Origin of the sequence: Gimesia maris (assembly GCF_008298035.1) — a bacterium.
GTDB classification, from domain to species: Bacteria; Planctomycetota; Planctomycetia; order Planctomycetales; family Planctomycetaceae; genus Gimesia; species Gimesia maris.
Map to the genome: position 1 here is coordinate 1,182,709 of NZ_CP042910.1, position 24,288 is coordinate 1,206,996.

At 49.1% G+C, this 24,288-nt stretch carries 24 protein-coding genes; 13 read left to right on the forward strand and 11 right to left on the reverse strand.

What is annotated here, in order from left to right; translation table 11 throughout:
- Positions 1 to 83 precede the first annotated feature (83 nt).
- Positions 84 to 1,148: a hypothetical protein gene (locus GmarT_RS04495; protein ID WP_002646512.1), complete on the reverse strand. Its 1,065-nt coding sequence runs from the start codon at positions 1,146 to 1,148 to the stop codon at positions 84 to 86.
- A 312-nt stretch (positions 1,149 to 1,460) separates the two neighbouring features.
- Complete coding sequence (locus GmarT_RS04500) at positions 1,461 to 1,640, reverse strand: class I SAM-dependent methyltransferase (protein ID WP_149302451.1); 180 nt, start codon at positions 1,638 to 1,640, stop codon at positions 1,461 to 1,463.
- 230 nt (positions 1,641 to 1,870) lie between these two features.
- Here GmarT_RS04500 and GmarT_RS04505 point away from each other — a divergent pair, with 230 nt between their 5' ends.
- Together GmarT_RS04505 and GmarT_RS04510 are read left to right on the forward strand one after the other, a co-directional pair.
- Positions 1,871 to 3,019 (forward strand): NPCBM/NEW2 domain-containing protein, encoded by a 1,149-nt coding sequence (locus tag GmarT_RS04505; protein ID WP_002646510.1) that lies wholly within the window; start codon positions 1,871 to 1,873, stop codon positions 3,017 to 3,019.
- Between the two features lie 52 nt (positions 3,020 to 3,071).
- Positions 3,072 to 3,482 carry a hypothetical protein gene (locus tag GmarT_RS04510; RefSeq protein ID WP_002646509.1) on the forward strand — a complete coding sequence of 137 codons (411 nt, stop codon included), beginning with the start codon at positions 3,072 to 3,074 and terminating at the stop codon, positions 3,480 to 3,482.
- A gap of 55 nt (positions 3,483 to 3,537) precedes the next feature.
- On the opposite strand, the gene GmarT_RS04515 is transcribed toward GmarT_RS04510, so the two are convergent.
- Together GmarT_RS04515 and GmarT_RS04520 are read right to left on the reverse strand one after the other, a co-directional pair.
- On the reverse strand, positions 3,538 to 4,215 hold the full coding sequence (locus GmarT_RS04515) for a DUF1559 family PulG-like putative transporter (protein WP_002646508.1): 678 nt from the start codon (positions 4,213 to 4,215) through the stop codon (positions 3,538 to 3,540).
- Positions 4,216 to 4,432: 217 nt separating this feature from the next.
- Positions 4,433 to 5,797, reverse strand: coding sequence for a sigma-70 family RNA polymerase sigma factor (locus GmarT_RS04520; protein WP_187782338.1), 1,365 nt, complete (start codon positions 5,795 to 5,797; stop codon positions 4,433 to 4,435).
- A gap of 183 nt (positions 5,798 to 5,980) precedes the next feature.
- Here GmarT_RS04520 and GmarT_RS04525 point away from each other — a divergent pair, with 183 nt between their 5' ends.
- Positions 5,981 to 6,253: a ferredoxin family protein gene (locus GmarT_RS04525; protein ID WP_044237844.1), complete on the forward strand. Its 273-nt coding sequence runs from the start codon at positions 5,981 to 5,983 to the stop codon at positions 6,251 to 6,253.
- Between the two features lie 115 nt (positions 6,254 to 6,368).
- Here GmarT_RS04525 and GmarT_RS04530 read toward each other — a convergent pair whose 3' ends face one another.
- A complete protein-coding gene (locus GmarT_RS04530; RefSeq protein ID WP_149302452.1) occupies positions 6,369 to 6,713 on the reverse strand; it encodes a hypothetical protein in 345 nt (114 codons plus the stop codon).
- Positions 6,714 to 7,208: 495 nt separating this feature from the next.
- Here GmarT_RS04530 and GmarT_RS04535 point away from each other — a divergent pair, with 495 nt between their 5' ends.
- From GmarT_RS04535 to GmarT_RS04560, 6 genes are all read left to right on the forward strand, one after another.
- Complete coding sequence (locus tag GmarT_RS04535; protein ID WP_002646503.1) at positions 7,209 to 7,982, forward strand: tetratricopeptide repeat protein; 774 nt, start codon at positions 7,209 to 7,211, stop codon at positions 7,980 to 7,982.
- Entirely contained in the window at positions 7,969 to 8,214 is a 246-nt protein-coding gene (locus GmarT_RS04540) for a hypothetical protein (protein ID WP_002646502.1), read from the forward strand. The genes GmarT_RS04535 and GmarT_RS04540 overlap by 14 nt, the downstream gene beginning before the upstream one ends.
- Positions 8,211 to 8,411 carry a hypothetical protein gene (locus GmarT_RS04545; protein ID WP_002646501.1) on the forward strand — a complete coding sequence of 67 codons (201 nt, stop codon included), beginning with the start codon at positions 8,211 to 8,213 and terminating at the stop codon, positions 8,409 to 8,411. Before GmarT_RS04540 ends, GmarT_RS04545 begins: the two co-directional genes overlap by 4 nt.
- Before the next feature lie 116 nt (positions 8,412 to 8,527).
- Entirely contained in the window at positions 8,528 to 10,927 is a 2,400-nt protein-coding gene (locus GmarT_RS04550) for a Kelch repeat-containing protein (RefSeq protein ID WP_187782339.1), read from the forward strand.
- An 80-nt stretch (positions 10,928 to 11,007) separates the two neighbouring features.
- A complete protein-coding gene (locus GmarT_RS04555; protein ID WP_002646498.1) occupies positions 11,008 to 12,531 on the forward strand; it encodes a DUF2271 domain-containing protein in 1,524 nt (507 codons plus the stop codon).
- 15 nt (positions 12,532 to 12,546) lie between these two features.
- Entirely contained in the window at positions 12,547 to 13,218 is a 672-nt protein-coding gene (locus GmarT_RS04560; RefSeq protein WP_002646497.1) for a PepSY-associated TM helix domain-containing protein, read from the forward strand.
- 85 nt (positions 13,219 to 13,303) lie between these two features.
- Here GmarT_RS04560 and GmarT_RS04565 read toward each other — a convergent pair whose 3' ends face one another.
- Complete coding sequence (locus GmarT_RS04565; RefSeq protein ID WP_002646496.1) at positions 13,304 to 13,723, reverse strand: hypothetical protein; 420 nt, start codon at positions 13,721 to 13,723, stop codon at positions 13,304 to 13,306.
- A gap of 160 nt (positions 13,724 to 13,883) precedes the next feature.
- Positions 13,884 to 14,330, reverse strand: a complete 447-nt coding sequence (locus GmarT_RS04570) for a MarR family winged helix-turn-helix transcriptional regulator (protein WP_002646494.1) — start codon at positions 14,328 to 14,330, stop codon at positions 13,884 to 13,886.
- A gap of 262 nt (positions 14,331 to 14,592) precedes the next feature.
- On the opposite strand from GmarT_RS04570, the gene GmarT_RS04575 reads away from it, so the two are divergent.
- Complete coding sequence (locus GmarT_RS04575) at positions 14,593 to 15,936, forward strand: alkyl/aryl-sulfatase (protein ID WP_002646493.1); 1,344 nt, start codon at positions 14,593 to 14,595, stop codon at positions 15,934 to 15,936.
- A gap of 117 nt (positions 15,937 to 16,053) precedes the next feature.
- Here the strand turns inward: GmarT_RS04575 and GmarT_RS04580 are convergent, their stop codons facing one another.
- The 3 genes from GmarT_RS04580 to GmarT_RS04590 form a co-directional block, all read right to left on the reverse strand.
- On the reverse strand, positions 16,054 to 17,385 hold the full coding sequence (locus GmarT_RS04580) for an outer membrane protein assembly factor BamB family protein (RefSeq protein ID WP_002646492.1): 1,332 nt from the start codon (positions 17,383 to 17,385) through the stop codon (positions 16,054 to 16,056).
- A 319-nt stretch (positions 17,386 to 17,704) separates the two neighbouring features.
- A complete protein-coding gene (locus GmarT_RS04585; protein ID WP_149302453.1) occupies positions 17,705 to 18,442 on the reverse strand; it encodes a hypothetical protein in 738 nt (245 codons plus the stop codon).
- 69 nt (positions 18,443 to 18,511) lie between these two features.
- Complete coding sequence (locus GmarT_RS04590; protein ID WP_149302454.1) at positions 18,512 to 19,834, reverse strand: hypothetical protein; 1,323 nt, start codon at positions 19,832 to 19,834, stop codon at positions 18,512 to 18,514.
- Between the two features lie 282 nt (positions 19,835 to 20,116).
- On the opposite strand from GmarT_RS04590, the gene GmarT_RS04595 reads away from it, so the two are divergent.
- From GmarT_RS04595 to GmarT_RS04600, 3 genes are read left to right on the forward strand one after another with little or no spacing between them, the layout of a single operon-like run.
- Positions 20,117 to 20,887, forward strand: a complete 771-nt coding sequence (locus GmarT_RS04595; protein ID WP_002646489.1) for an ABC-three component system protein — start codon at positions 20,117 to 20,119, stop codon at positions 20,885 to 20,887.
- Entirely contained in the window at positions 20,884 to 21,105 is a 222-nt protein-coding gene (locus GmarT_RS30320) for an ABC-three component system middle component 7 (protein WP_002646488.1), read from the forward strand. Before GmarT_RS04595 ends, GmarT_RS30320 begins: the two co-directional genes overlap by 4 nt.
- Positions 21,099 to 22,715, forward strand: a complete 1,617-nt coding sequence (locus tag GmarT_RS04600) for a DUF2326 domain-containing protein (protein ID WP_002646487.1) — start codon at positions 21,099 to 21,101, stop codon at positions 22,713 to 22,715. Before GmarT_RS30320 ends, GmarT_RS04600 begins: the two co-directional genes overlap by 7 nt.
- A gap of 82 nt (positions 22,716 to 22,797) precedes the next feature.
- On the opposite strand, the gene GmarT_RS04605 is transcribed toward GmarT_RS04600, so the two are convergent.
- Positions 22,798 to 24,033 (reverse strand): MFS transporter, encoded by a 1,236-nt coding sequence (locus tag GmarT_RS04605; protein ID WP_052301252.1) that lies wholly within the window; start codon positions 24,031 to 24,033, stop codon positions 22,798 to 22,800.
- Positions 24,034 to 24,288: the final 255 nt, after the last annotated feature.

The following is a 24,288-nucleotide window of genomic DNA, read 5'->3' on the forward strand; positions in this document are numbered from 1 at the left end:
TCTCAATTATCCGACAGAGACCACACCGATTGCAACGTGAACAACGTGATTGGAACGGGAAAAGAAAATTCCCCGCATGAATGCTACTCGTCTGAAGGGCCTTTTGTCTTTTGAAATTCGCCATAAGGAACGCCCACGACGCCGTCCGATATTTGTCTCAGATCAAAGATTCCCGTCTCTGGCGTCGGTTCCAGTAGTTTTTCGTTGAACGTTTTCGGATCGCAGGGTTTGTTGACATCTTTCCAGGTGAGAGTCAATCGCTGTGCTTCATCCTCATTTCCCTTGGTTCTCCTTAAATAGGACAGCGTTTCCCCGGGAACTTTAACGCCATCGACTTCAACAAAATCGTTGTTCAGCGCCAAATTCACTTTCCAGTTACCCGATTCCCTACTCTGTGACCAGAAAATCATTCGGCTCAGGTAGCAGGTTTCATCTGCGGTGACTTCGAAAATCGCATGATATCTTTTATGCATACTTTGGGGATCACTATTCTCGATCACCTTGTGAATGATCCAGGGCCCGTCTGCCTGTTTTTCGACGAAGAACTGCCCCTCTTTAAAGACCGATTTCTGGACAAAAATTTCATGCATCTGCGGTCGGCCCAGCAGGAAATGGGGAACGTAGGTCAATGAAAAAACAGGAAACAGATCACAGTATTTGGATGTGGGAATATAGTCTTTCTTTCGGATCGAAATTCTTTGTCTGCCACGATAGGTCGGGAAACTCTCTGACAGAAACGTATCCTCTGTTGATCGGACAAAGGCACAGTTTTTTTCAGCGGTGCTGGTCCACTGCGCCCAGAGTGATGGTTTGACCTGGGTATCAAAGGTGAGCGTGGTCAGAATTTGCGGTACCCGTCCCCGTTGTAAACGCGGTGGCAGAAATTTTTCCGTTTCAATGACTACGGTTCCCGATTTGAGGTGACTGTCGGGACGCATCGCTTGTTTGAGCCGCTCCAGTCCCTCCTTTAGGGAGGCGTTTGAATCACTGGGAATCTTTGGATGTTTTGCCTGTTTGAGTTTGAGTATCGAGTCGGGCAGTTTCTCGGGCCATTTCATAGGTTCCTCTGCCAACAGGGAAGCACCTGAAAGTGAAACGGCCAGCATCACCACCAACACCATCAGGAGTACGCGATTGTTGCAATTCATGACTCTTCTCCTCGGGAATAAGACAGGAAAGGGAGCAGCAACTCTCGGAGGAAAAATGCCTGTACTCAGAGCGAAACTGCATTCTGGTAAATATCATTTCCAGTAGCGAGATGGCTTGGTGCAATTGTATATCATGTCATGTCTGTTCATGTTTGTCAAATTCGGGAGCTCAGTTTGTCAGCGAAAGACTTCTGCCATACTCCACAATCGCGTTCGAGTACCGATGATTTGCTGTCGTATTCGCTTGTTACTGCTTATCTCAGAACAGGGAATCGCGCTGTGAAAGAATGCTGTTTCCGGCTGATGCTCTGCTTAGGTGTCGAGCTCCGCAGCGAAAATCACAAATTGTGAAAGTCCCTGAGTGATCTGTTCTGCTACCAGGTCTTCAATAAAGTGGTCCCGTGTCGGGACGAACCGACAGCTGGCGTTCGGATTCGCAAGTTGCAGTCCGATTCTGTCTTCTACGACATGCGTTCTCGGATCGAATTTCACGCGAGAAGACTCGCCATCAGGCAACGCGTTCTGCAGTACTCTCCGGTTTGGCTGCCTGTTGAAAGCGCAGGTACAAAAACGCTTCTGTATGGTATGATAACTTTTTAGATCCTGTTGAAACTGTGGAAAGAAAGCTTGGCATGTCACAGTGGTTCACTTAGGATGGAAAACTGTATTTTTGTCTATTTTTCTATGAGTGTTCGAAAAAAATTACGCGATCGGATTGAGTCATGTTTCCGCTGAGAAGTCGGTTTAATGTTCCTGCATTTTTTGTTCTCCTGTCTGTTCTGTTGCTTCCAGGCGCTCTCCAGATTCTGCAGGCGTTTCCCCCTGCTGAGAACATCGATTTCGATGAGAAATACAAGCAGCTTTTACAGGAAGCGAAATCGGCCCCTTCCCCGGGAACTCTGAAAGAAGTGGCGTTTGATGCGATTAACGCCAGTCAGGCAGCGATCCATTCGGGTGATTATACAGCCGCGGTGAAGATCGCTGCGCTTGCCGTCAAAATCGGGAAGTCATCAGGAAATAACCACGCCTCTGTGACGGCGAACAGTTTGAAGCAGCGCTGCACGATCCTGTCACGTGAATATCGCGACGTCGAAAAATTTCATCAGCAACTGCAGAAGGATCCGAATGACGCGAACGCGGCAGCTCTGTATGGAAAGTTCGTCGCATTAAAGTTGAACAACTGGAAAGAGGGACTGTTCTGGCTTGCCCGAGGAGATGATGCAGAATATCGAACCCTGGCAAAGCAGGAAATTGCGAACTCCCAGGATGCGAGTGCGCTGCTGGCGGTAGCCAATGGCTGGTATCAGTTAGCCGACAAAGAGAAAGGGTTGACGAAACAGGAACTGGAGATGCACACTTATGACCTGTATAGCCAGATCTGGCCTCAAACAGTCGGAGCAGGTCGAGCGGCGCTGAATGCCAGGTTAAGCGAGATGCCATTGCGGTATCTGAATCACATGGAAGAGCAGGATGTCCTTCCAGGGCCGTGGCCTTTCGCAAAAAATGGAGAGAGCGGAAATGGCAAGGGAATGTTTACCATCAATCATGTTGAATATTCCAATGGACTGGGGTTACATCCGCCGAACAATGGTTTTGCACGCGTGCGTTATCAGTTAGATGGTCAATACAAAACCTTTGTGACCGGCGTCGCTCTCATTGATGCTACGGCTGAAGTTCGCCGTTCCGTCACATTTACTGTTTTCGGAGATGACCGGGTTCTCTGGAAATCACCACTCATCCGCGTTCGAGGGGAAGCGGTCTTCTGTAAAGTTTCTGTCAGGAATATTAACAGGCTGGAAATTCGAACTGAATCACCGGGTCAGGCTTATGGAGCAAATGCCGTCTGGCTTGATCCACACGTTTTGAAATAGAACCGGCGCGTTTTCTTCCTCCTTGCCAATCTGATACTTTGCTGGATTAGGTATGAATCCCTCTGTTTCGCCCAGTCAGTTTCATAAAGCGCTGGCACAGGATCTGTTTCCTCAGCCGCCAACACTAGAAGAAGCATTCTGCCTGATGCTGCTCTTGCATGCGTGTCCTTTGCGTCTGAACGAACATGCTCAGGTGGTGGGCCAGGTTCAGGGATTCACTGAAATCACCAGCAGGCATGCGGCTAAGGTGGCAGCGTCTCTCTTTCCAGAGGGAGAAGGGTCACATGCTGCGTACTGGTACTGGCGCTGCTGGAATGAAGATAAGAGTATCTATGAATTGATTGAGAATCCTCCCGACCAGTTGATCCTGGTGCTGAAGCAAATCAGACAGAAAATCGATTCCCATCCGTGGGTGGATCAACTCGTAGATGAAGACTGGGACCTTTTATCCAAACTGGAATGACAGCCTCTGAATTCTTTTCTACCCTCACACAATTTCAGAATTTAAAGACATTCTATCATTTTGACCATACATTTCCCTCCAGGTCAGCCAGGTATATGTTTTTCATGTTCAAAATCCGATTCCTGAATTCAGGATCGTCGAAATTGGTTTGAAGCTGCATCCAGTCATCTGTGATTTCGGGCGCCAATACCACAAAAAGGGCTTCTTCTGAAAGTTCTTCCTGACTCAGATCCTTGTATGCTTTGTAAATGAACTCCATGTCAGGAAAGGAATCCTGATATGCGTCTATGAACTCCTGCTTTGAAAGTCTCAGTAAGAAGATTGAAGTCATACCAGATTTGTTATCGATCTTCCCGGCGATTTCTTCTGCTGGTGAAACATAGACGTTTGGAGCAGGTCTCATCGAATCGGCAATTCTGGTATCTGCATTTGATTTTTGCTGAGATATGATCTGCTGATAAAGAATGTGCTCACCCAGAAACGGAAGCAATCGCACTCTCCAGTTCAGTGCAACAGGCTTTGTGTTGGTCTCTGGGGATATCAATCCGGAAGGGTAGGTTTCGTTGTAGTACTTTACTGCAAGCCCGATGTTCTTTATCTGTCTTTTGGTATTTATTTTCGCGACATATTCTTTCAGAGACCTTCGCTGGACAGCATCCTCGTACATTAGATACAGGATGAAAGTGGCAATGATGACAACGATAGAGATCAAATAATAAACGTAGGTTTTCATAGAAGGACTGATCTAAATAAACATGGCACAACGATACCGATTGATTGCGTTTAGTTATCGATCGAATTTTATCCTGGTTCAATGAAGAATGATTTCATATTCAGGAAACGGCACAACAATTTGTTACTGTTCCAGTTGACCGTCGACGACTGCTTACCTCATCTGGCTTTTTAAATCTTCTTCCAGGTAGCAACAGGTTTAAGAGACCCTTATCTTATTATAGTATCGCCATCAGTTCCTGCTGCAATTCGGAAATTGTCTGATAGCGTTCCCGGGGATCATCGGAGAGACAGCGTTTTACCACACTGGAAACGGCTTTCAGTTCCTTTTCCCTACTGCGATGTGTGAACGGTTTCTCGGGCAGTCTGCCGGTGATCAGCGTCCATAAGAGTACACCCAGACTGTAATTGTCTGTTGCCGGTGTGGGCAGACTCTGGCGGCTCAATATCTCCGGGGCGATAAATCCCGCAGTGCCTCCAATGCTGTTTTCCACCGTATTACCATCGGCGATCAGGAAAGCGAACCCGAAATCGGTCACCAGAACATTCCCGTTTTTGTCCTGCAGGATGTTCCCCGGTTTGAGGTCGCAGTGAATGATTCCCTTGTCATGCGCGTAGCTGATTGCGTCCGTCACGCTTTTGAGAATGCCCAGCGCGGCTTTGATGGAAAACGGTTGTACTTTCAGTTGAGACTGCAGGTCGATGCCCTCCACATAGTCCATGACCATAAAGTATCCACCCCCCGGAAATCGACCGAGTCCCTCGACGCGTACAATATTGACGTGATGCAACCCGGTAAGCAGCTGTGCTTCTTTGACGAACTGGGCCACCGCGCGCGGATCAGACTGACGTGCTTTGTGAAGTGACTTGATGGCAACCTTCTGTTTTGTGCCTTTCACTCTGGCTCGAAAAACCTTTCCCATCCCACCTGAGCCCAACAACTGCTCCAAAACATAATCTGCATACAGCAGGGGCGCCTCGTACTCCACCACGGCTGTTGGGGAGCCATCATTTGTCGTATCACCAGGCAACAGTCGTTGTTCAATCTTCCGCCGGGCGTTTGCCAGTAATCTGCGGACCGTTCTTTCTGATCTGTTGACGGATTTACTGATCTTCGGGTTCTCCTGACCCTGGAGGCTGGCCGTCAGGACCATACGCTCTTCGGGCGGAAGTTCCCGGATTACCGTGTGCAGTTCTTCGATGATTGCGACGACTTCCTCAGCCGACGGTTCCGGCGTCCTCGCTGCTGCAGTGGCGAGGTCTGTGGGATCTTCATGGTGAATACTTCTTTTGGCCGCTGTATGTTTTTCAATCTGACCATACAGCTTGTTCAGCGTGATGCTGGCCAGCAGTCGCCACAGATCACCTGCCTCCTTCAGCTGGAACTCATCACCACTGGCATGCACAAAAAAACTGCGATAGGCCGATTGAACGATGTCCTCGGCATCAACGCGACGACCCAGTTTAGAACCAATGCGGCTGCGCGCCAGGGCGATGAGCCTGGCGACATAGCGGTCAAAAATGGCAGTCGCCGCTTCGCTCTGGCCCGCCTGGTACATCTGCAGCAGCTCTTGTGAATTCAAGTATGACGCTTTCGTAAACGATTTCCGACTTTCGACAAAGTTCATTTCAGGAGACGGTGGGAGGATTTCTCGAATTTTTGAAAGATTCTCTGACCAATCTTACCCGAAAACCGGATACACCCCGGGAGAAAAGACTCCTGAATGCTCAATTAAGTTCGGAATTCGTTTTGGAAAGGACCTGAAATGGCCTACGTTGTGACCGCCGCCTGCTCTGGCTGCAAATATACAGATTGCGTTGTCGTCTGTCCCTGCGAATGCTTCCACGAAGGAGACCAGATGCTTTACATCGATCCGGAGGAGTGCATTGACTGCGACGCGTGCCGCACCGAATGTCCTGTGAATGCCATTTTTTATGAGGACGATGTCCCGGACCAGTGGAGGGAGTATATCCAGATCAATGCAGAGATGGCGGCTAAGACTCCTCCGATTACTGAGAGGAAAGCCCCTTTAAAATGAGGCGGAGTTAGACTGTGTCCGGTTTTACTGTAGCGTCTCCAAGACCATTTAGACCGAGTATAACAGATCGACAGACGCTCTGGTTAAATGTGAGACGCTCTGGAAAGGGGGGCTTTTACTTTTCAGCCTGCGGTAATTTCAGAGGCATCTTTTTTAATTTGCTGGTATTGATCACGACAACAATGTCGTCGTCAGTCCCGATTTTACCATCAAAGCCGGATGACGTTCCAACAATGACATCGGGACCAAACTCATAAATTATGGTCCGGTTCCATGCATCAGTAAATTCCTTTTTGTTTGTTGCGATGGCATCTTTGTGTTCTGCGGCAGTTTGCGCATGTTTCCTGATGAGTTCGATTGACCTGGCCGATCGACGCGCGTCGGTCTCGCACATCAATGGCACTGAAATCAGAGCGAGAAGAAACACGACGCTAAGTAACGCTTTTACTGAGTTGAGCACTTTCTACCTCCAAGCGTACACATCTGACTAAAAGTCCAGATACTCTTGGGGTGCTCCTGGTTTGTCAAGTGTTTAATTAATAACGAAATTTAAAACCAGCCGGTTTTAAAGTGATCTGGGGCAAGAGATTCAGAGATGAAGCGATGGGAAACGGAAAGAAAGACCGCCGCATCTCGTTTTCTTGCCTGTGATATGTGACTAAAAGGTCATTTTGTCACGGGTTTTCCTGGGTTTCGGCCCATTTTCGAAATGTGGAATAATTCAAAATTTGCTTTCAATTTGATTTGCAATTTTGGTCGACTCTTTAGATACTGAGACTCAGTCTCAGTTGAAATGTATCGCCCGCCAGCTTTTTTGCCAGCAAGCACCTCACCCTCCAGTTTGAAAGTAACGAGGTAATTTGATGGCATTATGCTCTGCTCGTTCCGCTCCACCCCTGCTCGTAGAACACCTGCTTCAAGTCTCCCTGGCCGTTGATTACGGGAATTCTTAATCATGTATGCCACAGAAAAAGACTTGGATAAACTGACGCGTTGCTACGAAATACAACGCTGGGATGAAGGGCTCTGCCTGTCTCAATCCCTGCTGAAACAGTTTCCTCACGATGGACGCGTGTGGGAATTAAGCGGCATGCTGTTCCGCGAACTGACCAGTTTTAAACTGGCCCAGAACGCGCTGGAGACAGCCACTACTTTGATCCCCCTCTCAGACCGGGCGCAGTTGGCGCTGGCTGACTGTTATCTGCACTTCGGTCAGAGACAGCTGGCGGGGGAGATGTTTCAGTTCCTGTATGAGAAAGTGGGAATCGCTCCGCAGTTGCATTCCGAGCTCAAAGATCGGCTGCAGAAACTCTCTGACTCTGAACATCAGAGTGACGGATGGGAACCGGCAGACCTCCAGCGACCCAAACTGACCGCCGAGCATCATTACAACCTGGCTCATTCGATGGGGTACCTGGGTTATCCCCCGGAATGCGTTGAACAGGAAATTCTGCGTGCGATTGAGCTGGCGCCGGATTGCCTGGAGTACCGCATTGGTCTGGCAGGTTTTCTCAGCCAGTTGCATCGGGCCGAGGAAGGTTATCAGTATGTCGCCCGGCTGTCATTGCAGGAGATCTCTCGTCTGGAGTGTGAGTGTTGCCTGGAACGTCTGGTGAAAGTATTTCACGCCGGCGGCGACCATAGACGTCTACTGGCCTGCATGGACCGAGTCGAGGAAGTAAAACGTGCACAGAGAAAAAGGAAGTGTATCAATAATGATGAAGAGTGAAAGTTCCCTCAAGTCGGAGCCGATCAGCAAACCTTATTACGTGAAACTGCAGGAGGGAGTGGTCGGTTACGAATCCTGTCAGGGAAAAACCGGGCTCATCTGCTCTGTCCGTGCCGATGGATTTCTGGAAGTGGACTTCTCCTGTTCCGGCGATGAAAACCGCGTATTTCTGGATGCTCATCTGGTTGAAGAATGTCTGCCGCCAGGGCAGAGAACAGCAGGGGGAAAATGATGAGTCTGATACAACTGTTCGTATTCCATCTGGTACTGTTCATCGCGATTGGATTATTGCTGGCGGTTTTTGTGGCTTTGAATCAGATCCTGTTACAACTACGTGCCTGGTTGCGCAGTTCAGAAGTCGTTCCGCGTCTGCATCAAAGTCTGCCCGGAAAATTGCCTCGGCAGTTCAGGGGTCACGCCAGCCACTGAATTTCATCACTGATCGCAGGAATTAAAAATAACAGAAGAACCAGTCGCTGGTTCGTTATCAATTCAATCTACACCAATGGAAGGCATTGAAAACTATGACTGACTCCGGAAATGCAGTGAGCACTCATCGAATCAGCGTGGGAATGCTGGCGCTGGCCATATTTCTGACAGCGCCCCCACTGACGCAGGCGGGAACGCCGCAGCAGAAGAAATCAAAGCAGGGAACCAAACCCGCTTCGCAGTCTGAATCAGACAGTAAACGGGCGGCCCTGCATCAAGCATTGCCGGAGCCTTTAACCAGTTTTGGAGCGGCTGTGCTGGGAGATTATTTATATGTCTTCAGTGGTCACGACGGCGACGCCCACGGCGAAGGCCGCGATCTGCTGGCCGATCACTTCCGTAGAATCAAAGTAGACGACCCCGAGGCAAACTGGGAAGAGCTGGCGAAGCACCATCCGGCGCAAAGTACGGCACTGGTGACCGATGGGAAATATCTCTACCGGATTGGCGGGCTTTCTTTCTTGAACACGAGTGGAGAAGAGACCAACTTTAATTCGACTCAATTTTTCTCACGATATGATGTTGAAGAAGACAAGTGGACGGAACTGGCTCCGCTGCCAGAACCACGTTCTTCGCTCGATGCTGCAGTGCTCGGTCGATCCATTTATGTCGCGGGGGGCTGGAATCTGCAGGGGAAATCCTCGCGGGATGCCCCCTGGCATGAAGATATTCTGCGATTTGACCTGGATCATTCTGAAGCAGGCTGGCAGACAATGAAAGGGCCTGGATATAACACGCGGGCCATCTCGCTGGCCGCATACGATGGAAAAATTTATCTGCTGGGAGGAATCGGGGAACGGGGCATCTCACGAAAAGTCTCCGTCTACGATCCGCAGACCGACAGCTGGTCTGACGGTCCCGAATTAAAAGCAGACAGTTCCACCGCCGGTTTTGCTACCAGCTCCTTTGCCACCGGCGGACATCTCTATTACACCGGCGGTTCGGGCATCGTTTATCGCCTCAATGCTGATCAGACTGACTGGGAAGTAGCAGACCGTCTCCTGTTTCCACGCATGTTTTTACGACTGCTGCCTCTATCCGAGCAGCGACTGATTGCCTTGGGGGGAACATCGATGAATGCGGGGCGGATTGGTATTGTCGAATCGCTGCGCGTGGATTCAGATAAAAACAAGTATCTCAAACAGGTTTCGTGGTCGGTCAAGTTTGACGGACAGGCAAAGCAGAGCCAGCTGCTGGTACTGGACGGACTCAAGCTCTACGCGTTCGGCGGGAATAACAGCCGCGCACCACATGACTTTACCAAAGAAACCCTGGTCGATGAAGCGTTTGTCTTCGACATTGCCCGGCAGACGGTCAAAAAGCTGCCGGCGATGCCTCAGGCCCTGCAGAGTGGCAGTGCCGTTTCCCTGTCACAGACCAGTGAGCACGAATCAATATTTGTAACCGGAGGCATGGGCTTTGAGGGAAATGAGTTCGCTTCACTCAAAGAAATATTCCGCTTTGACCCCGAGTCCCAGACCTGGAGCAAGAGCCCGGTGCAGTTGCCCCAACCGCGTGCCATGTTCCATGCCGTGACTTATGAAGATGCCATCTGGAGCTTTGGCGGCAGTATGGTCGGTAAAGATCGTGAACTGTTGAAAACCATCGTGCACTGGTGGGGCGACGATTCCAAACCGGCTCCGCTGCCTGGCGTCAGTCTCCCCACACCCCGACGTTCGTTCGGAGGTGCGGTACTGAATGATCAATACTATCTGGTAGGTGGTCTGTCGCAAGATTCCGGAATTGCAAAGACCGTGGATGTCTTCCATTTCAAAGAACGAACATGGAAAACCGCAGCTGCTCCGAATACGCCTCGCGTCTTTCCCAGCCTGGTTGCTGCAGGTGGCAAGTTGTTTCTGTTCGGAGGCTTTACGAACGTTGATGGTCATTTTTCGCCTGCACGGTCGCTCGAAGTGTACGTTCCCCAGACGGATCAGTGGACAGTGGTCGCCGAGGAGCTGAACGGCATTGATCCTTCCATGACCATGTTTGACTTGAATGGTCGTCTTCTGTTTTATGGCATTGATAAAACAGAAGACGGCCTGGCGCGATTTGTATTGCTGGATCCTGCACCTGAAACGGCCCCGGAACAGGTTGCCTCCATGAGCTTTGGGAGCAGACGCCGTGATCCGGCGCAACAGGCCAAACAGGAAGCAATGAGCCTGATGAGAAAAGATACCGACAAAGACGGCAAACTCAGCAGTGCCGAACTGGGAGAACGCATGGCGGACTTTGTCAAGAAGGCAGATCAGAACACTGACGGTTTTGTGACCGTAGAAGAAGCAGCGGCCGTCATCGAGAATGAGAACCGGTCCGAGGCTTCTGAAAATCGTCAGGGAAGACCGGGGCAACCGTCCCGGGACAAAAGTAATAAACCCGACGAGAAAAAACAGGACGAGAAAAGGCCCGCTGAGAAGAAAACAAAGCAGGAGTCCGCGGACAAAAAAACGCCCTGATCGACGATACGCCGATCAATGACGCTCGAATTCAACATGGGTCAATCACACTGGTTAATACTTTGAAAGATTTTTGATATATGAACGTTTCAAGACTGCTGTTACTGACGGTAATCGTGCCTGCCAGCCTGCTTTTTGCGGGCCGGACGAGTGCGGAGGAGTACCTTTTTCAACACGAACATGTTCTGGGAACCTCGCTGGAACTCCGCGTGCATGCGAGCTCTGCTGAGCTGGCAGAGCAGGCCGAAAATGCGGCACTGAAAGAAATTGATCGGCTGGCGAAAATCCTCAGTCGACACGATCCAGCCAGTGAGTTGATGCAGTGGCAGAGCAGTACAAAGCAGCGATCCGTTTCTCAAGACTTGCTGACTGTTCTGACCAGGGCTGAAAAATGGCGACGGCTGACCGGCGGTGCATTCGATGTCCGTGCCGGTGCGTTTGTAGAACTTTGGAAACAGTCAGCCCAGGCGCAGCAACTGCCGGCGGAAGAACAGCGGCGTCAGATTGCTGTGACTCTGGCAACCGCGCCCTGGAACATCGACGCCGCAGGGGCGATTCAACGAAACGATAAGCTGGCCATCAGCCTGGATGCGTTGGGCAAAGGCTATATTCTGGATGCTGTCTGCAGGAAGATTCAGACAGACTGTCCCGGTGTCACCGGGCTGGTAATTAATATTGGTGGTGATCTCCGCAAGGTGGGAGCGGCGCCCGTGGAGATCGCGATTGCCAACCCGGTTGATACTTCCGAGAATGCATCCCCCTTGATGTCGTTTCAGCAAACTGGCGAAATCGCTTTGGCAACCAGCGGGGGTTACCAGCGTTATTTTGAAATTGCCGGTCGAAAGTATTCGCATCTCATTGATCCGCGCACGGGCTTTTCCGCCGAGCAGATTCAAAGTGCCTCTGTGATTGCAGCGACTGCCATGGACGCTGACGCCGCAGCCACGGTTGTTTCGGTACTCGGAACCACGGCAGGATTGGCGCTGATTGAATCCCTCGAGGGTTTTGAATGCCTGCTGCTGACGAACAACGGAACTGTTCAGGCTTCTTCCGGCTGGCCCGCGGGCAATGCGGACTGGCAGGCGAGCCTGGTCGCGGCTGAGGTGAACAGGAATGCAAACGAAAAGTCGACCGCCGGTTTGAATGTGGACTTCACATTAAAGCGACCTGAAGGAGGCCGCTATCGACGACCCTATGTGGCTGTCTGGCTGGAAGACGAAGATGGCTTCCCCGTCAAAACCGCGCTGCTCTGGATGCAGACCAAACAGCCCGGCCCCCGCTGGCACCGTGACCTGACGCGCTGGTATCGGAACGATCGTTTTCGTAAACTGGCCGAAAACAAAGAACTGATCGGCACCATTTCGGCCGCGACGCGTGGCCCCGGTCAATATCAGGCGCGCTTCGATGGCACCGACAACCAGGGCAAACCGCTGCCTCACGGCAAGTACACATTATACATCGAGGCTGCACGCGAACATGGAACCTATCAGATCATCCGCAAACCAGTCGAACTGCGAGCCGATCCGATCAGTAAACAGGGGCTGGAGGAGAATGTCGAAATCGGCAATGTGTCATTCGAATACATTCCCTGGGCGACGAAGTAAGAGTTGACCTCTCAGATGAGTAATCCCACCGCGCCGCCGCGGCGTAAACGATCGTGGTATGCAACCAGCGCTGCTCTGTTTCGCTGGTTGCATATCTATATCTCCATGCTCGGTTTTACGATGCTGATCTTCTTTGCGGTGACTGGCATCACGCTGAATCATCCGACCTGGTTCGGTGCGAGCGAACAGTCGGTCCGTGATGCTTCAGGGAAGTTACCGAGCGAACTTGCCATCGTTGCCAGTCAAACAGATGCCAAAGCAGAAGATGCCGAGTCAGCGGGCTCCCTTTTTCAAGTTGATAAACTGGAAATTGCCGAATGGTTACGGAGCGAACACGGGCTGAAAGGGCGTGTGCGTGAATTTGAAATCAACGAATATGACATCATGGTGGTCTTCAAAGGCCCCGGCTATTCCGCGGATATCTTTATTGATCCGACTGCGAACCAATACACGTTGACCGAGACCACAACCGGCGTAATTTCGGTATTAAATGATCTGCATAAAGGCCGCGACTCGGGGCTGCAGTGGAGCTGGGTCATCGACGTCTCTGCAGTCGTCACCATTCTGATGTCGGTTTCAGGTTTCGGGCTGTTGTTTTATCTGAAGAAACGCCGCAACAAAGGGCTGCTGACAGCCCTCGCCGGCACTATTCTTCTGGTCGTCGCCTGGGCACTCTGGGTACCCTGATTCGAAATCAGAGACTCGATTCTGAATTAAGATGACAGTCGCTGCCCCCTTATTTCCTGCATTCATATACCTGCTGTGTGATGTGTCAATCTTCAAAGCAACCTTTGTACCAGTCGAACCAGGCGTAGATAAGAAACGCGTTACAAAGAAAGTCAGGGATTCCCAACAGCAAGTACTGGTTCGCGATGAAAATGCAGTACAGCAGGATGTTGATGGTGTAGGGCAGGGCGATCAACAACGCCAATGGAGTTGTGCGACGGACGAACAGCAGGCTGCCTGCAATGAACTTGATCAGTCCCACCCAGAAGATGATGTAGCCTGTGTTGTCCAGTGCCTGCATGAAGTCGCGGAATGGCGAAGGTTCGTCGGGGAGCGGGTATCCTTGAACGCCGAATCCCATCGTCATCAGGCCCGTCGATACCAGGAATAAGGCGAACAGGAACCGCGCGGGGGTCGCAATTTTCGGGTGTCGAACGTGTTTTGAAAGTGTAGTGACTTCGTTCATGGACTGGTCTGCCTTTCGTGTTTTTCAGCGCTGGGATCTGTTTCTGTTTCAAATCATTTCCGTTTTCATTTTTTTCTTTAATTCGCATTTAATGCGCATAAAGCTCCTGCATCGTTGATACCTTTTTTCCCCGGGGACCGAGCACGTAATAGTGCAGGTATCACTTTTCTGATTCCAGCTGAATCAAATTATCTTTCATCTGACGCATGGCTTTCATGCCGATCTCCCATTCTTCCGCGGTCAATCCCTGCTTCAAACTTTCCCGTAACGCTTTAGCAGCGGGCAGGATTTTATTGATCTGCCGGGTCCCTTTAGAGGTCGGATAGATCAGGAACGCGCGACCGTCACTTGGATCCTGCTTTCTCCGCACCAGCCCTTTTGCGACCAATCCGTCCAGCTGACGTGTAATCGTGGTTTTGTCACGCAACATAATTTCCGCGAACTCTCCTCGACGAAGTGGCTGCCCAGACTCAACCAGCACCATCAACAAGGCGGATTCTTCCGCCGAAAGTTCGCAATCGTTTTCCGCCAGCAAATCTTCGACCCGCAACCGAAAAAGATAGGCAAGACGACTGATCAGAAACCCGGGGCGTTCAGTCTGTTTCATAAGTATTCTCGATAAAGTGGGATGAATTAATGTTATGCGCGAAACTTAGATTGGGGTTGACTTCCTTGTGAATAGGTGTATTATACACATAAAAATAGATGAGGCAAGTTATGTTTATTGCAGATTGCGAAAACCTGACAGATTCAATCATGCGGTATGGAACTGCCCGGTGCAGCGCATGACTGGATGATCTCGCTAATGGTATGGCTGCGGCATCCGCCTCACGTACGTTCTCACACTTTACGCGAAGGATTACAAAATGATGCACTGGTACTCTCTAATCGCATTTCTTCTTTTAGCAACTCCGCTATTTGCTCAGGAGAATGCAGCGACTCAAAAACTGACTGAGCAATCAAAGCAATTTGATGAGCAGGTGATTCAAGTCGCCGAGAATGTCTACACGGCGGTCGGCTTCAGCGTCTCGAATGTCTCGATGATCGTCGGCGATGACGGTGTTATTATTATTGACACGGGTATGATGGTTGGTGATGCCAACCGCATCATGGCAGAATTCCGCAAGCTGACAGACAAACCTGTCAAAGCGATTATCTTTACACATTCGCACGGCGATCACACTGGCGGATCAGCAGCGTTTATCGGAAACGAACGACCACAGATCTGGGCTCACAAAAACTATGGCAGTGAAGCGGAGCCACTGGTTGCTGGTGGTGTCACTTTTCAGCGTGTCCGCGGTGCAAGGCAGGCAGGTTTTAAATTACCGCCAGAGCAGAGGATCAACAACGGGATCGCGCCGGTCCGTTATCCCAGACGTGGCGGTCAAGCATTCGCTTCGGGGGACGCGACCAGACCGACGCACTTCCTTGAAGATGAGCGAACAACAATTAAAGTTGCCGGGGTGGAACTGGAACTTGTTTCATCCCCGGGTGAGACAAACGATCAATTGTTTGTCTGGGATCCGACTGGAAAAGTGCTCTTCGCCGGAGACAACTTTTACCGTTCGTTTCCGAATCTGTACGCGATTCGAGGGACTCCCAATCGTAGCGTGCGGCTGTGGGCAGAGAGTCTTGACAAACTCGCGGACAACGACGCGGCTGCCCTTGTCGGCGGCCACACCAGACCAATTCTCGGAGCGAGTAAGGTCAAACAAGTTCTCAAAGACTACCACGATGCCGTTCAATTTATTCATGACAAGACTGTTGAAGGAATGAACAAGGGAATGACGCCTGACGAACTGGTCGAATACGTGCAGCTTCCCGAAAACCTTGCGAGTAAAGACTATTTGCAGCCATTCTACGGGCATCCTGAATGGGGGGTGCGTAGTGTCTTCAACGGATACCTGGGCTGGTTCGATGGTAACCCAACCAATCTGTTTCGACTCTCGCCAAAATCAGAAGCAGAACGTGTTGCAAAGTTGGCCGGCGGAACGGACAAGCTCTTAGCATCGGCCCATGACGCATTGGCGGCAGACGACAATCAGTGGGCCGCACAACTTGCCGACCATTTGTTGGCGATTGAGCCAGGCAATCCGACTGCGATGCAAATTAAAGCCGACGCGCTGACCAGGCTCGCCCGCAACATGGTCAATGCAACCGCCCGCAACTACTACCTGAGCGTTGCTCGCGAATTGCGTGAAAAGACACAATAAAAATTATCTGTCCAGATTGAAAAGAGGGGAACTGCAGAATCATTAAAGGGGACAGAACCATTCGGGTCAGTCCCCTTTGTATATTTACTATTCCTTTGCAGTCCTTCTTTCCCGGCTCTACTGATGAATGCAATACAGCTGGCTGCCGGTTCTCAGGACCAGGTAACCGTTCACAATGCCGGCACCGTAGAGGGTCGGGCGGGAGAACATGGCTGCGGAGCGGCGGCGTTCTTCTGAATCTTCGGCGGCGGTCGGAATGTTGTTCACAGGGGGCGCGTCTTCGGTCCAGAGTTCGTTTTCTGCGACGACTTTGAATTCGTTACCCGCCTGCAAGACGGTGGTGATCCCGTTTTTGCCAAAGAAGTAAATGTGATCCCCCAGGCCGACCGGAGTGGCCCAGCAGGATTCTTTGATGCGGCTGGTATAAACTTCTTTGCCGTCAGTCGCGTTCAGACAGTAAACCACGCCGACCCGGTTCACCCAGTACGCATTTCCCTGGTAGACGATGGGAGTCGCCCAGGAAGGGACCGGGCTTGCGTTGGTCCAGACGAACTGAGGCTGCCAGGTCTGATCCTGCTGTTTGACTTCAAACAGGCCGTTCGACTTTTTCGCCAGTTCGTTGTTATCGCCTTCGCGTCCGGGGGAAGCGCCGATCAGGAATTGCCCATTGCCGACCGGGAGAGGACTGGTCTTGTTGTTGCCGCCGACTTCTTCGTAGGTCCAGAGCTGTTTTCCGGTCTGGGGATCATAGCCGTCAACAGAACCGGCAGAACTGCAGACGACCTGGAATGTTTTGTTTACCGGAACCAGCATGGGAGAACTCCAGCTGACGCGACTCTTACGGTCGGTCTTCCAGAGCTCGCTGCCGTCGGCTTTGCTGACCGCGGTCAGGTAGGAAGGGCCTTCGTCGTCGATCAGAATCATCAGTCGATCCTGCCATTGCACCGGAGAGGCGGACAGTCCGAATTTATTCTGTGGAGCACCGTAGCGTTTCGTGAGTGAGGCTGCCCATTTCCGTTTTCCGGCATGCGACAATGCTACGATGTCGCCACTTTCAAAGTAGGCATAAATTCCCTTCTCATCCAGAACCGGAGTGGGAGCTGCCCGGCTGATATACACGCTGTTTTTCTCTGGATAAGTCGAAGGTTCCACATGATCCCAGAGCTGTTTGCCGGACTGCAGTGAGTAGCAGACGACGTGCAGTTTTTCTTTGTTGGGGCCTTCCACGGAGGTGACATACACCTGATCGCCCCAGATGACCGGGCTGGACTGACCATAACCGGGAATGTCGACTTTCCATTCCAGGTTTTTTTCAGAAGACCAGCTGGTGGGAACGGAATCGGCTTTGATGGCAGAGGCATCCGCTCCCAGAAAACCGGGCCAGCGATCCTGGGCAGAGAGTTCCGATGTGCACAGCAGTAACAGCAGGACGACAATACGCAGACTCATTCGATCAATCCTCATATGATTCAATTCAGGGAAAACGCGTCCGGTTCTGATGGCGTCGGCTGACCGGAGCGTGCAGCGGCGTGCGCGGATGGTTTCCTCCGAAAATGATTCACGGAGCCTGCCCGGCTTGAAGGCGGTGATCCTCACAACTGCATCTTAGCATGCGGTGACAGAATAGTACATTGAACAACCGGTTGTGACAGAGATCAGAGGCCGCTTAGATGAGTTCCGGATGTGGATGTTGGGAAACGAGCTGCGTGAAATCTGAGTGAAAGCAAGATGATTTCTCTGGTTCAACATCACGAGTATATTCCGATTCTTAAAATTGTCTGGCGAACATATGAAGATACGAGATATCCCATTCCTTCAATAGATTATTTGAACTGTTGTAGGTCGTCTGACCTGAACCGAAGCACCGCATTTCATTTTCTGGAAATATATTGTTGAGAATTCTGGCATAATCTGTATCAGGAAGAGGGGCCGATAATTTTAATTCCAGCTCGCGTTCTGTGTTGCCAAATAAGTTCGTCTCAGTTACGGCATCAATGTCTGGTGAAATCCAGTCCTCTTCAAAGACAGGCTCAGGAAACACTGTCCCATTAAAGTAAGAACTGAGGTACGCTAAAAATTGATTACACTTGAGTACACCATCATCGAGTGCTTCATTAGCACCCACTCTCAAGTGGATACATGAAATCTGATGAAACAGGTCAGGATCATAATTACTTATTATCCGCTGATATTTACTCTCTGAATTGATTACTGCTTCAGTTAATTGTTCTTGTGTCAGCTGTAATACAGAATCACTTCTGGTGAATACACTGACTTTCATGTCCGATAACTCTGCTATCAGCGATCCCGAATCACTTTGCTTGCTATCAACTGAGAAAAAAAGTATCTGGAGAGTTGATTTCCGATCAGATAAAACAGCTCCATTAAATGCAGAACATGCCGCCCAGTTAACGTAATAGGGAAATGGTTCATTTAAAAGTAGCTGTAATTCTTTGAGAATGAAATTACTTTTCGTAAGTAGTTTCAAATGATCTGGATTTTGCACCACTTCTCCTCAGAAAAAGTGAAATCAAATGGACTCAATCGAGGCAGACACTGACTCCATTCAGTTTGATTATTTTACTGGAATGATTTGCTTCGGTTCGGGCAGGGCATGAGCCGCGCATTCGGCGAAGAAGAAGGTCGCCATATTCAGTTTAGAATAATCGTAATGATTGATGGCGGCTTCAATGTTGTTACGGTGGGAGCCGTCATCGGCGAGGGCGACAATCGCTGCGGCTGCGAGCGGGTTTTGCATCCAGGCCTGTTCGTACGACTTGCGTTCGCCCCGTAAGGTCTTGTTGCCTGTGCGGGCCAGACGTTCGGCGTCCGACTGGGTCTTCTGTGGGAACCAAGTATTGTAAACCGCCCGCCAGTCTGCGTTGCCGAAGACCTTCGTATCCTGGTTGTCGAATTTTGAATAGGCTTTGAGCGATTCAAGGGCCTGCGTAGCGTTCAATTTTAATCCCGTTTGATAGAGTGCCCGCAGCTTTTCGTCCGTTTCCATCGCGACAAGTTGTGCCAGCGAAGCCTGGGAGCCGACGTAGATCCAGAGCTGGTGTGTGTCGATGTGACGAATGGCGTCGCGGTCTCTGGCATAACCTTCCGCGCAGATTTCCGCCCGTGATTTCTTCGCATGTTCGGGTACCACCGCTTGTGCTGCCTGATAACGATCCAGCCAGATCTGATCGCCGGTCACATCATACATGGCCCGCAACAGGTACAGATAGCGGACGGCATCGCGAAACAGGTGCCCTGTGTACCCGCCACGAAACTGACCTTTGAACGCGCCATCGCCGGGACAGCGCCAGCCAGTGGATTCGAGTACGTTCGCGACGGATTTCATTTTCGCGACGATCTCCCGCCGTTCGTCGGCAGTGGGCAGATCGCTCATCACATAGACATGCAGGCCATAAAACCAGGGATGCGTCTGATCGTCGGAACCGAGTGGATAATGGCAGACGCCGTCCGTTCCCACGCCGCGTACGATCATGCCCGGCACATCTGAGACCGACGCACACTTCATCAACCCGCGTGCCAGCCGCCGTGCCTGTTCTTTGTCGAGTGGATTGCCTGTACGTCGAGCCCGCTCACAGAGAGCGGGTAGATACAGGCCCGTAAACATCGGACCGTCTTCAATGGGACTCCGCCAGCCAATCGCGTTGGGTTTGCCCAGCCGACAGTCTTCCGGCGTCGGCAGATCACCCTCAAAGTCATGAATGATGCCGTACGAATCAACGAATCGATGCCACAATTCCGCATGCGCCTGTTCGACACCTTTGAGAACAGGTTGCGTAACAGGCTCAGCAGCAGGGACTGCAGTGAGTGAAGTCAGTAACAGGATATTGAGCAAGAGTAAGAAGTGTTTTATTTTGTACATTGACTTGTTCAACTTCATTTAAAGTCTCTTTAATTTGTTTGATGCTTGAAGATTTAAGTTTTTTGTATGAGTTATAAAGTACTCATGAAGCTCAATTCTTTTTTTGCTGGTTAATTTAATGATTCAAAACTGCTATTAGATGCAGGGTTAAAATCGAGTACATGCTTGAACATCGGTTTACTCAAGGTATGATGGTAAGGCATATCATTTGAATACTAAATAAAGCTTCTCACGACTTAAGCACGAAGGTAATAGTTCAGCAAAATAATCTTAAATCACTTCAATACATCATTGGCGATTATGAGCAAGAATAAAAGAAAAGATTACACTCCTGCACAAAATATTGCTTTGACATGTCAGGTTAGCGGCGTGTGCCCTTTATGTACAGAGCCTCTATTTCATACGAAAAAAGGCAAGAGCTACAAGGCTTATGAGATTGCACATATCTATCCATTGAACCCATCCCCAGAAGAAATTGAATTACTTAAGGATGAGGAGAAATTAAGCGATGATGTTAACGATGAAAAGAATGTCATTCCATTGTGTGAGAGTTGTCACGGGAAGTTAGATAAATTTAGGACGGTTGAAGAGTACAGATTGCTGGTAAAGTTAAAGAAAGGACTTCTCGAGAGATCTTATCAAGAGCTTCTCTGGAAGCAATTCGGTATCGAATCCGAACTCATTTCAATTATTGAATCTCTATATGAACTAGACATAACCGAAATCGACAACAGTGTAGATATTGGTTATGACCCAAAAACTATTAACGATAAAACAAACCAAAGTATCAGTAGACCTACCGTTCGAAAAATACGAAACAATGTGACAGACTATTACAGTTTTATTAAATCACAGATAGCAATTCTCGATAAGTCAAATGCTGAATTTTCAAATCTCGTTTCGCTTCAAATAAAATCCTTCTATACAAAACAAAAACAGCAAAAAATCAGCCAGCAGGCTGTTTTTGATAACATTGTCAAATGGATTCAGATGAAGACAAAACCCCAAAGTAAAGATGGAGCAGAGATTATTACATCTTTCTTTATTCAAAATTGTGAGGTTTTCGAGTGATAGTCCCCAACAAATTCACTTCGCTAGATCAGTCGCTTCTTTCTCAACTACCTTCGATCTTAGAGAAACTTGAAAATGAAGTGACTGTTTATGAATTATATCAAAAGACACAGAAGGATTTTGAGGATATTGGCGAGTTCATTTTAGCTCTGGACTCCTTGTTTGTTCTAGGTCGTATTGAACTTGATGTTGACAAGGAGTCAATAAAAACATGTTAGTAGAGATTCACTGCGAGAAATTTAGAACCACTCCGGTCACTTTTACAGAAGGATTGAACGCTGTAGTTGGTGATAGTGTGGCAACCAACTCAATAGGAAAATCCACTTTTTTAATGGTGATTGATTTTGTGATGGGGGGAGATACTTTTTATAAACACAATAAAGATGTGATAGATGAACTTGGGCATCACGAGTATTTTTTTAAATTTGAATTCGATGGGATAGTTCATTCTTTTATGAGAGGTACAAGTAATTCTGATATTATTTTTAAATGCACTGAAGATCGAATTGTAAGAGATTCAATTTCCACAAAAGAGTATCGTGAATTCCTAAGTGATTCTTATGGAATAAATCACTTAGGACTTACATTTAGAAAAATGGTTTCACTGTTTTCTAGAATTTGGGGGAAAGAGAATCTTGACCCGTATCGACCTCTTACAGAGCATAAAAAACAAAAGGCTTCTGAATCCCTCGTTTTTGCGCTCAAGTTATTTGAAAAATATTACTCTATTGAGAATTTAACAGAATTATTAAAAGAAAAAGATTTAGAAAAGAAAGCTTTTTCTGATGCCTTTAGAGAGAATCTAATTCCAAAAATTAGCAAAAAAAAATACATTCAAAATCAAATTACTACTGAGAAGATCTCTGGTGAACTGGATGACATCAAGAATCATCTGGAAAAATACGCAGTAAATATTAGAGAGATCGTAAATAGTGAAGTCGAAGAAATTAAATCTGAAAAAGATAATCTTCTACAATCTAAATTGCTCGTTGATATAAGATTAAAACGTGTAGAAGAATCATTAAGACAGAATAGGAATGTTCGGAGTAAAAAATTTGATGTCCTTAAAAAATTCTTCCCAGAAGTTTTAGATAAAAAAATTGCTGAAGTTGAGGAGTTCCATTCTAATATCGCTAAAATATTAAAAAATGAACTTAAAGCTAGTGAAAAGGAGCTATTGGTCGAACAGTCACGTATCAACGAAGTGCTTGCTAAACTAGACGAGAAAATGAAATCTATTCTTAGCGAAAGTAGTATCGATAATCCTGGAGTCATAGTAGACCGGGTTTATGAGTTATCATCCAATATGCGGACAGCAAATTTAGAAAATAAATATTACGATCAAAATATTGAACTAAATCAAACGGTCAAAAATATTAAGAACGAACTTAACGAATTAAAGAAGAACTTACTTGCTGAAATTGAAAATTTGATAAACACTACTCTAAGGGATTTATCTTCATTTATATATAGCTCAAGTAAGAAGAGTCCTTACCTGTCTTTTACTTCCTCTAATTACAACTATGAAATATTTGAGGATACTGGTACCGGTAAAGCATACTCTAATCTTGTTTTATTTGACTGGGCAGTATTTATGACATCCGATATACCTATTCTTATTCATGATTCTTTACTGTTCAAGAATGTGGAAAATGAAGCTGTTGCAAATATGATGTCAGTCTATGGGAATTTTAATAAGCAAGTCTTTATAGCAATTGATGAAGTACAAAAATATGGAGAGGAAGCTGAAGAAGTTATTGATCAACACACCGTTCTTCGTCTCTCAGACAATCATGTGTTATATAACAAAGATTGGCGCAAGAAGTAATTGTTAGAGCCGCATCTATTGATTGTTAGAATATCCTGCTGTGCTAACAATGTAGTAATAGGTGTAAGGAATTATTTATTCGTCAATCAGCATACCGTTGTGCCGTAAAGCCCCAGTATAAGATTGAGACCACCAGAAACAGGGCGCTGATGATACAGACTCCTGACCAGCCGTAATGGGTCCAACTCCAGACGCTGGCGGCGGCACCCAGTGATCCTCCGGCGAAGTAGGTGACGATGTAGATCGTGCCCAGGCGATTGCGTTCTTCCGGGGCCAGGCTGTAAATCCGTGACTGATTGCCTACGTGAACCGCCTGGATGCCCAGGTCCATCACCACAACGCCGATGCCCAGTCCGAGCAGAGTTTCTCCCCAAAGATAAAAGATGCCGAACGAGGAGAGGGTGAAGAGCTGAAACAGCCCAATGATCGGCCGGGCACCGAACCGGTCTGCCAGGCGTCCAATCATGCCGGCGGTGATGGCGCCTCCGATGGCCAGCAGGCCCAGCAGACCAGCCACATCACTTCCATAGTTCAAGGGGGGACGTTCGAGGTGAAATGCCAGCGTCATCCAGAACGCACAGAATGCCGCCATGCTCATACTGCCAAACAGACACGATTCGCGCAGTACGGGTTCCGAGCGGAAAATTTTCCACATGGAGGTCAGCAGGCGAAAGTACCCCATGCGGATCTGTGGCATGGTACTCGGAAGGTAACGCCAGAGTAGAATGAACAGGCAGACGAGCATCCCTGCCGCGAGGAAATAGATGAACTGCCAGTCAATCAGCTTTCCCAGGAATCCACTGATGGTTCGGCAGAGCAACAGACCGGTCAGGAGTCCGCCTACCACGGTGCCGACAACCTGACCGCGTTGTTCCGGGCTGGCCAGACTGGCGGCGAGGGATATCGTCATATGTGTGCCTGTGGTCGCCAGTCCCAGCGCGAGGCAGGAAAGCGAAAGCGAAACGACTCCGTGAGAGGTTCCGACGAACAGCAGCGCGCAGATCGAAAGGAAGACCGAGATCAGGATCAGGGGACGGCGGTTGAAGATATCTCCCAGAGGCAGAACCAGCAGCATACCCACGGACTGACCAATCAGACATAACGTGGCGGCACTGCCGACTTCCCCTTCGGTCAGTCCCAGGTCGATAGCGATCAAACCCAACAGCGGCTGCATGTAATACATGTTGCCGACCACCATGCCGACCGTCGTCGCCAGGAGCAGGGTCATACTTTTACTTAAACGTGGGGCGGAAGGAGCGGAGTTTCCTTCTTCCCCTTGTGAGGCAGGCGGGGTTTCCTGTCGGGTTGTCATTGTCATTACACGTCGTATCTATCTGAAAAGCAATCTCTCAGCAGGGCGCTTCAAAAAGGAAGAATCTGATCCAGGGTTCGGGAGGGCGTCTGGTAAGAGGGACACCCGCCAGCGTTTCCGGTTCAGGGCCCGCCCGGCTGAAGCAGACGTTCAGAGAAGCGACTGCAAACCAGGGGGCGTCAGGGGTGATTGTTTCAGATCAGAGCGTTTCGTGCCAGTCTCCGCTGGCCGCTGATTCGCCAGCCAATGTTCTTTTCCTCA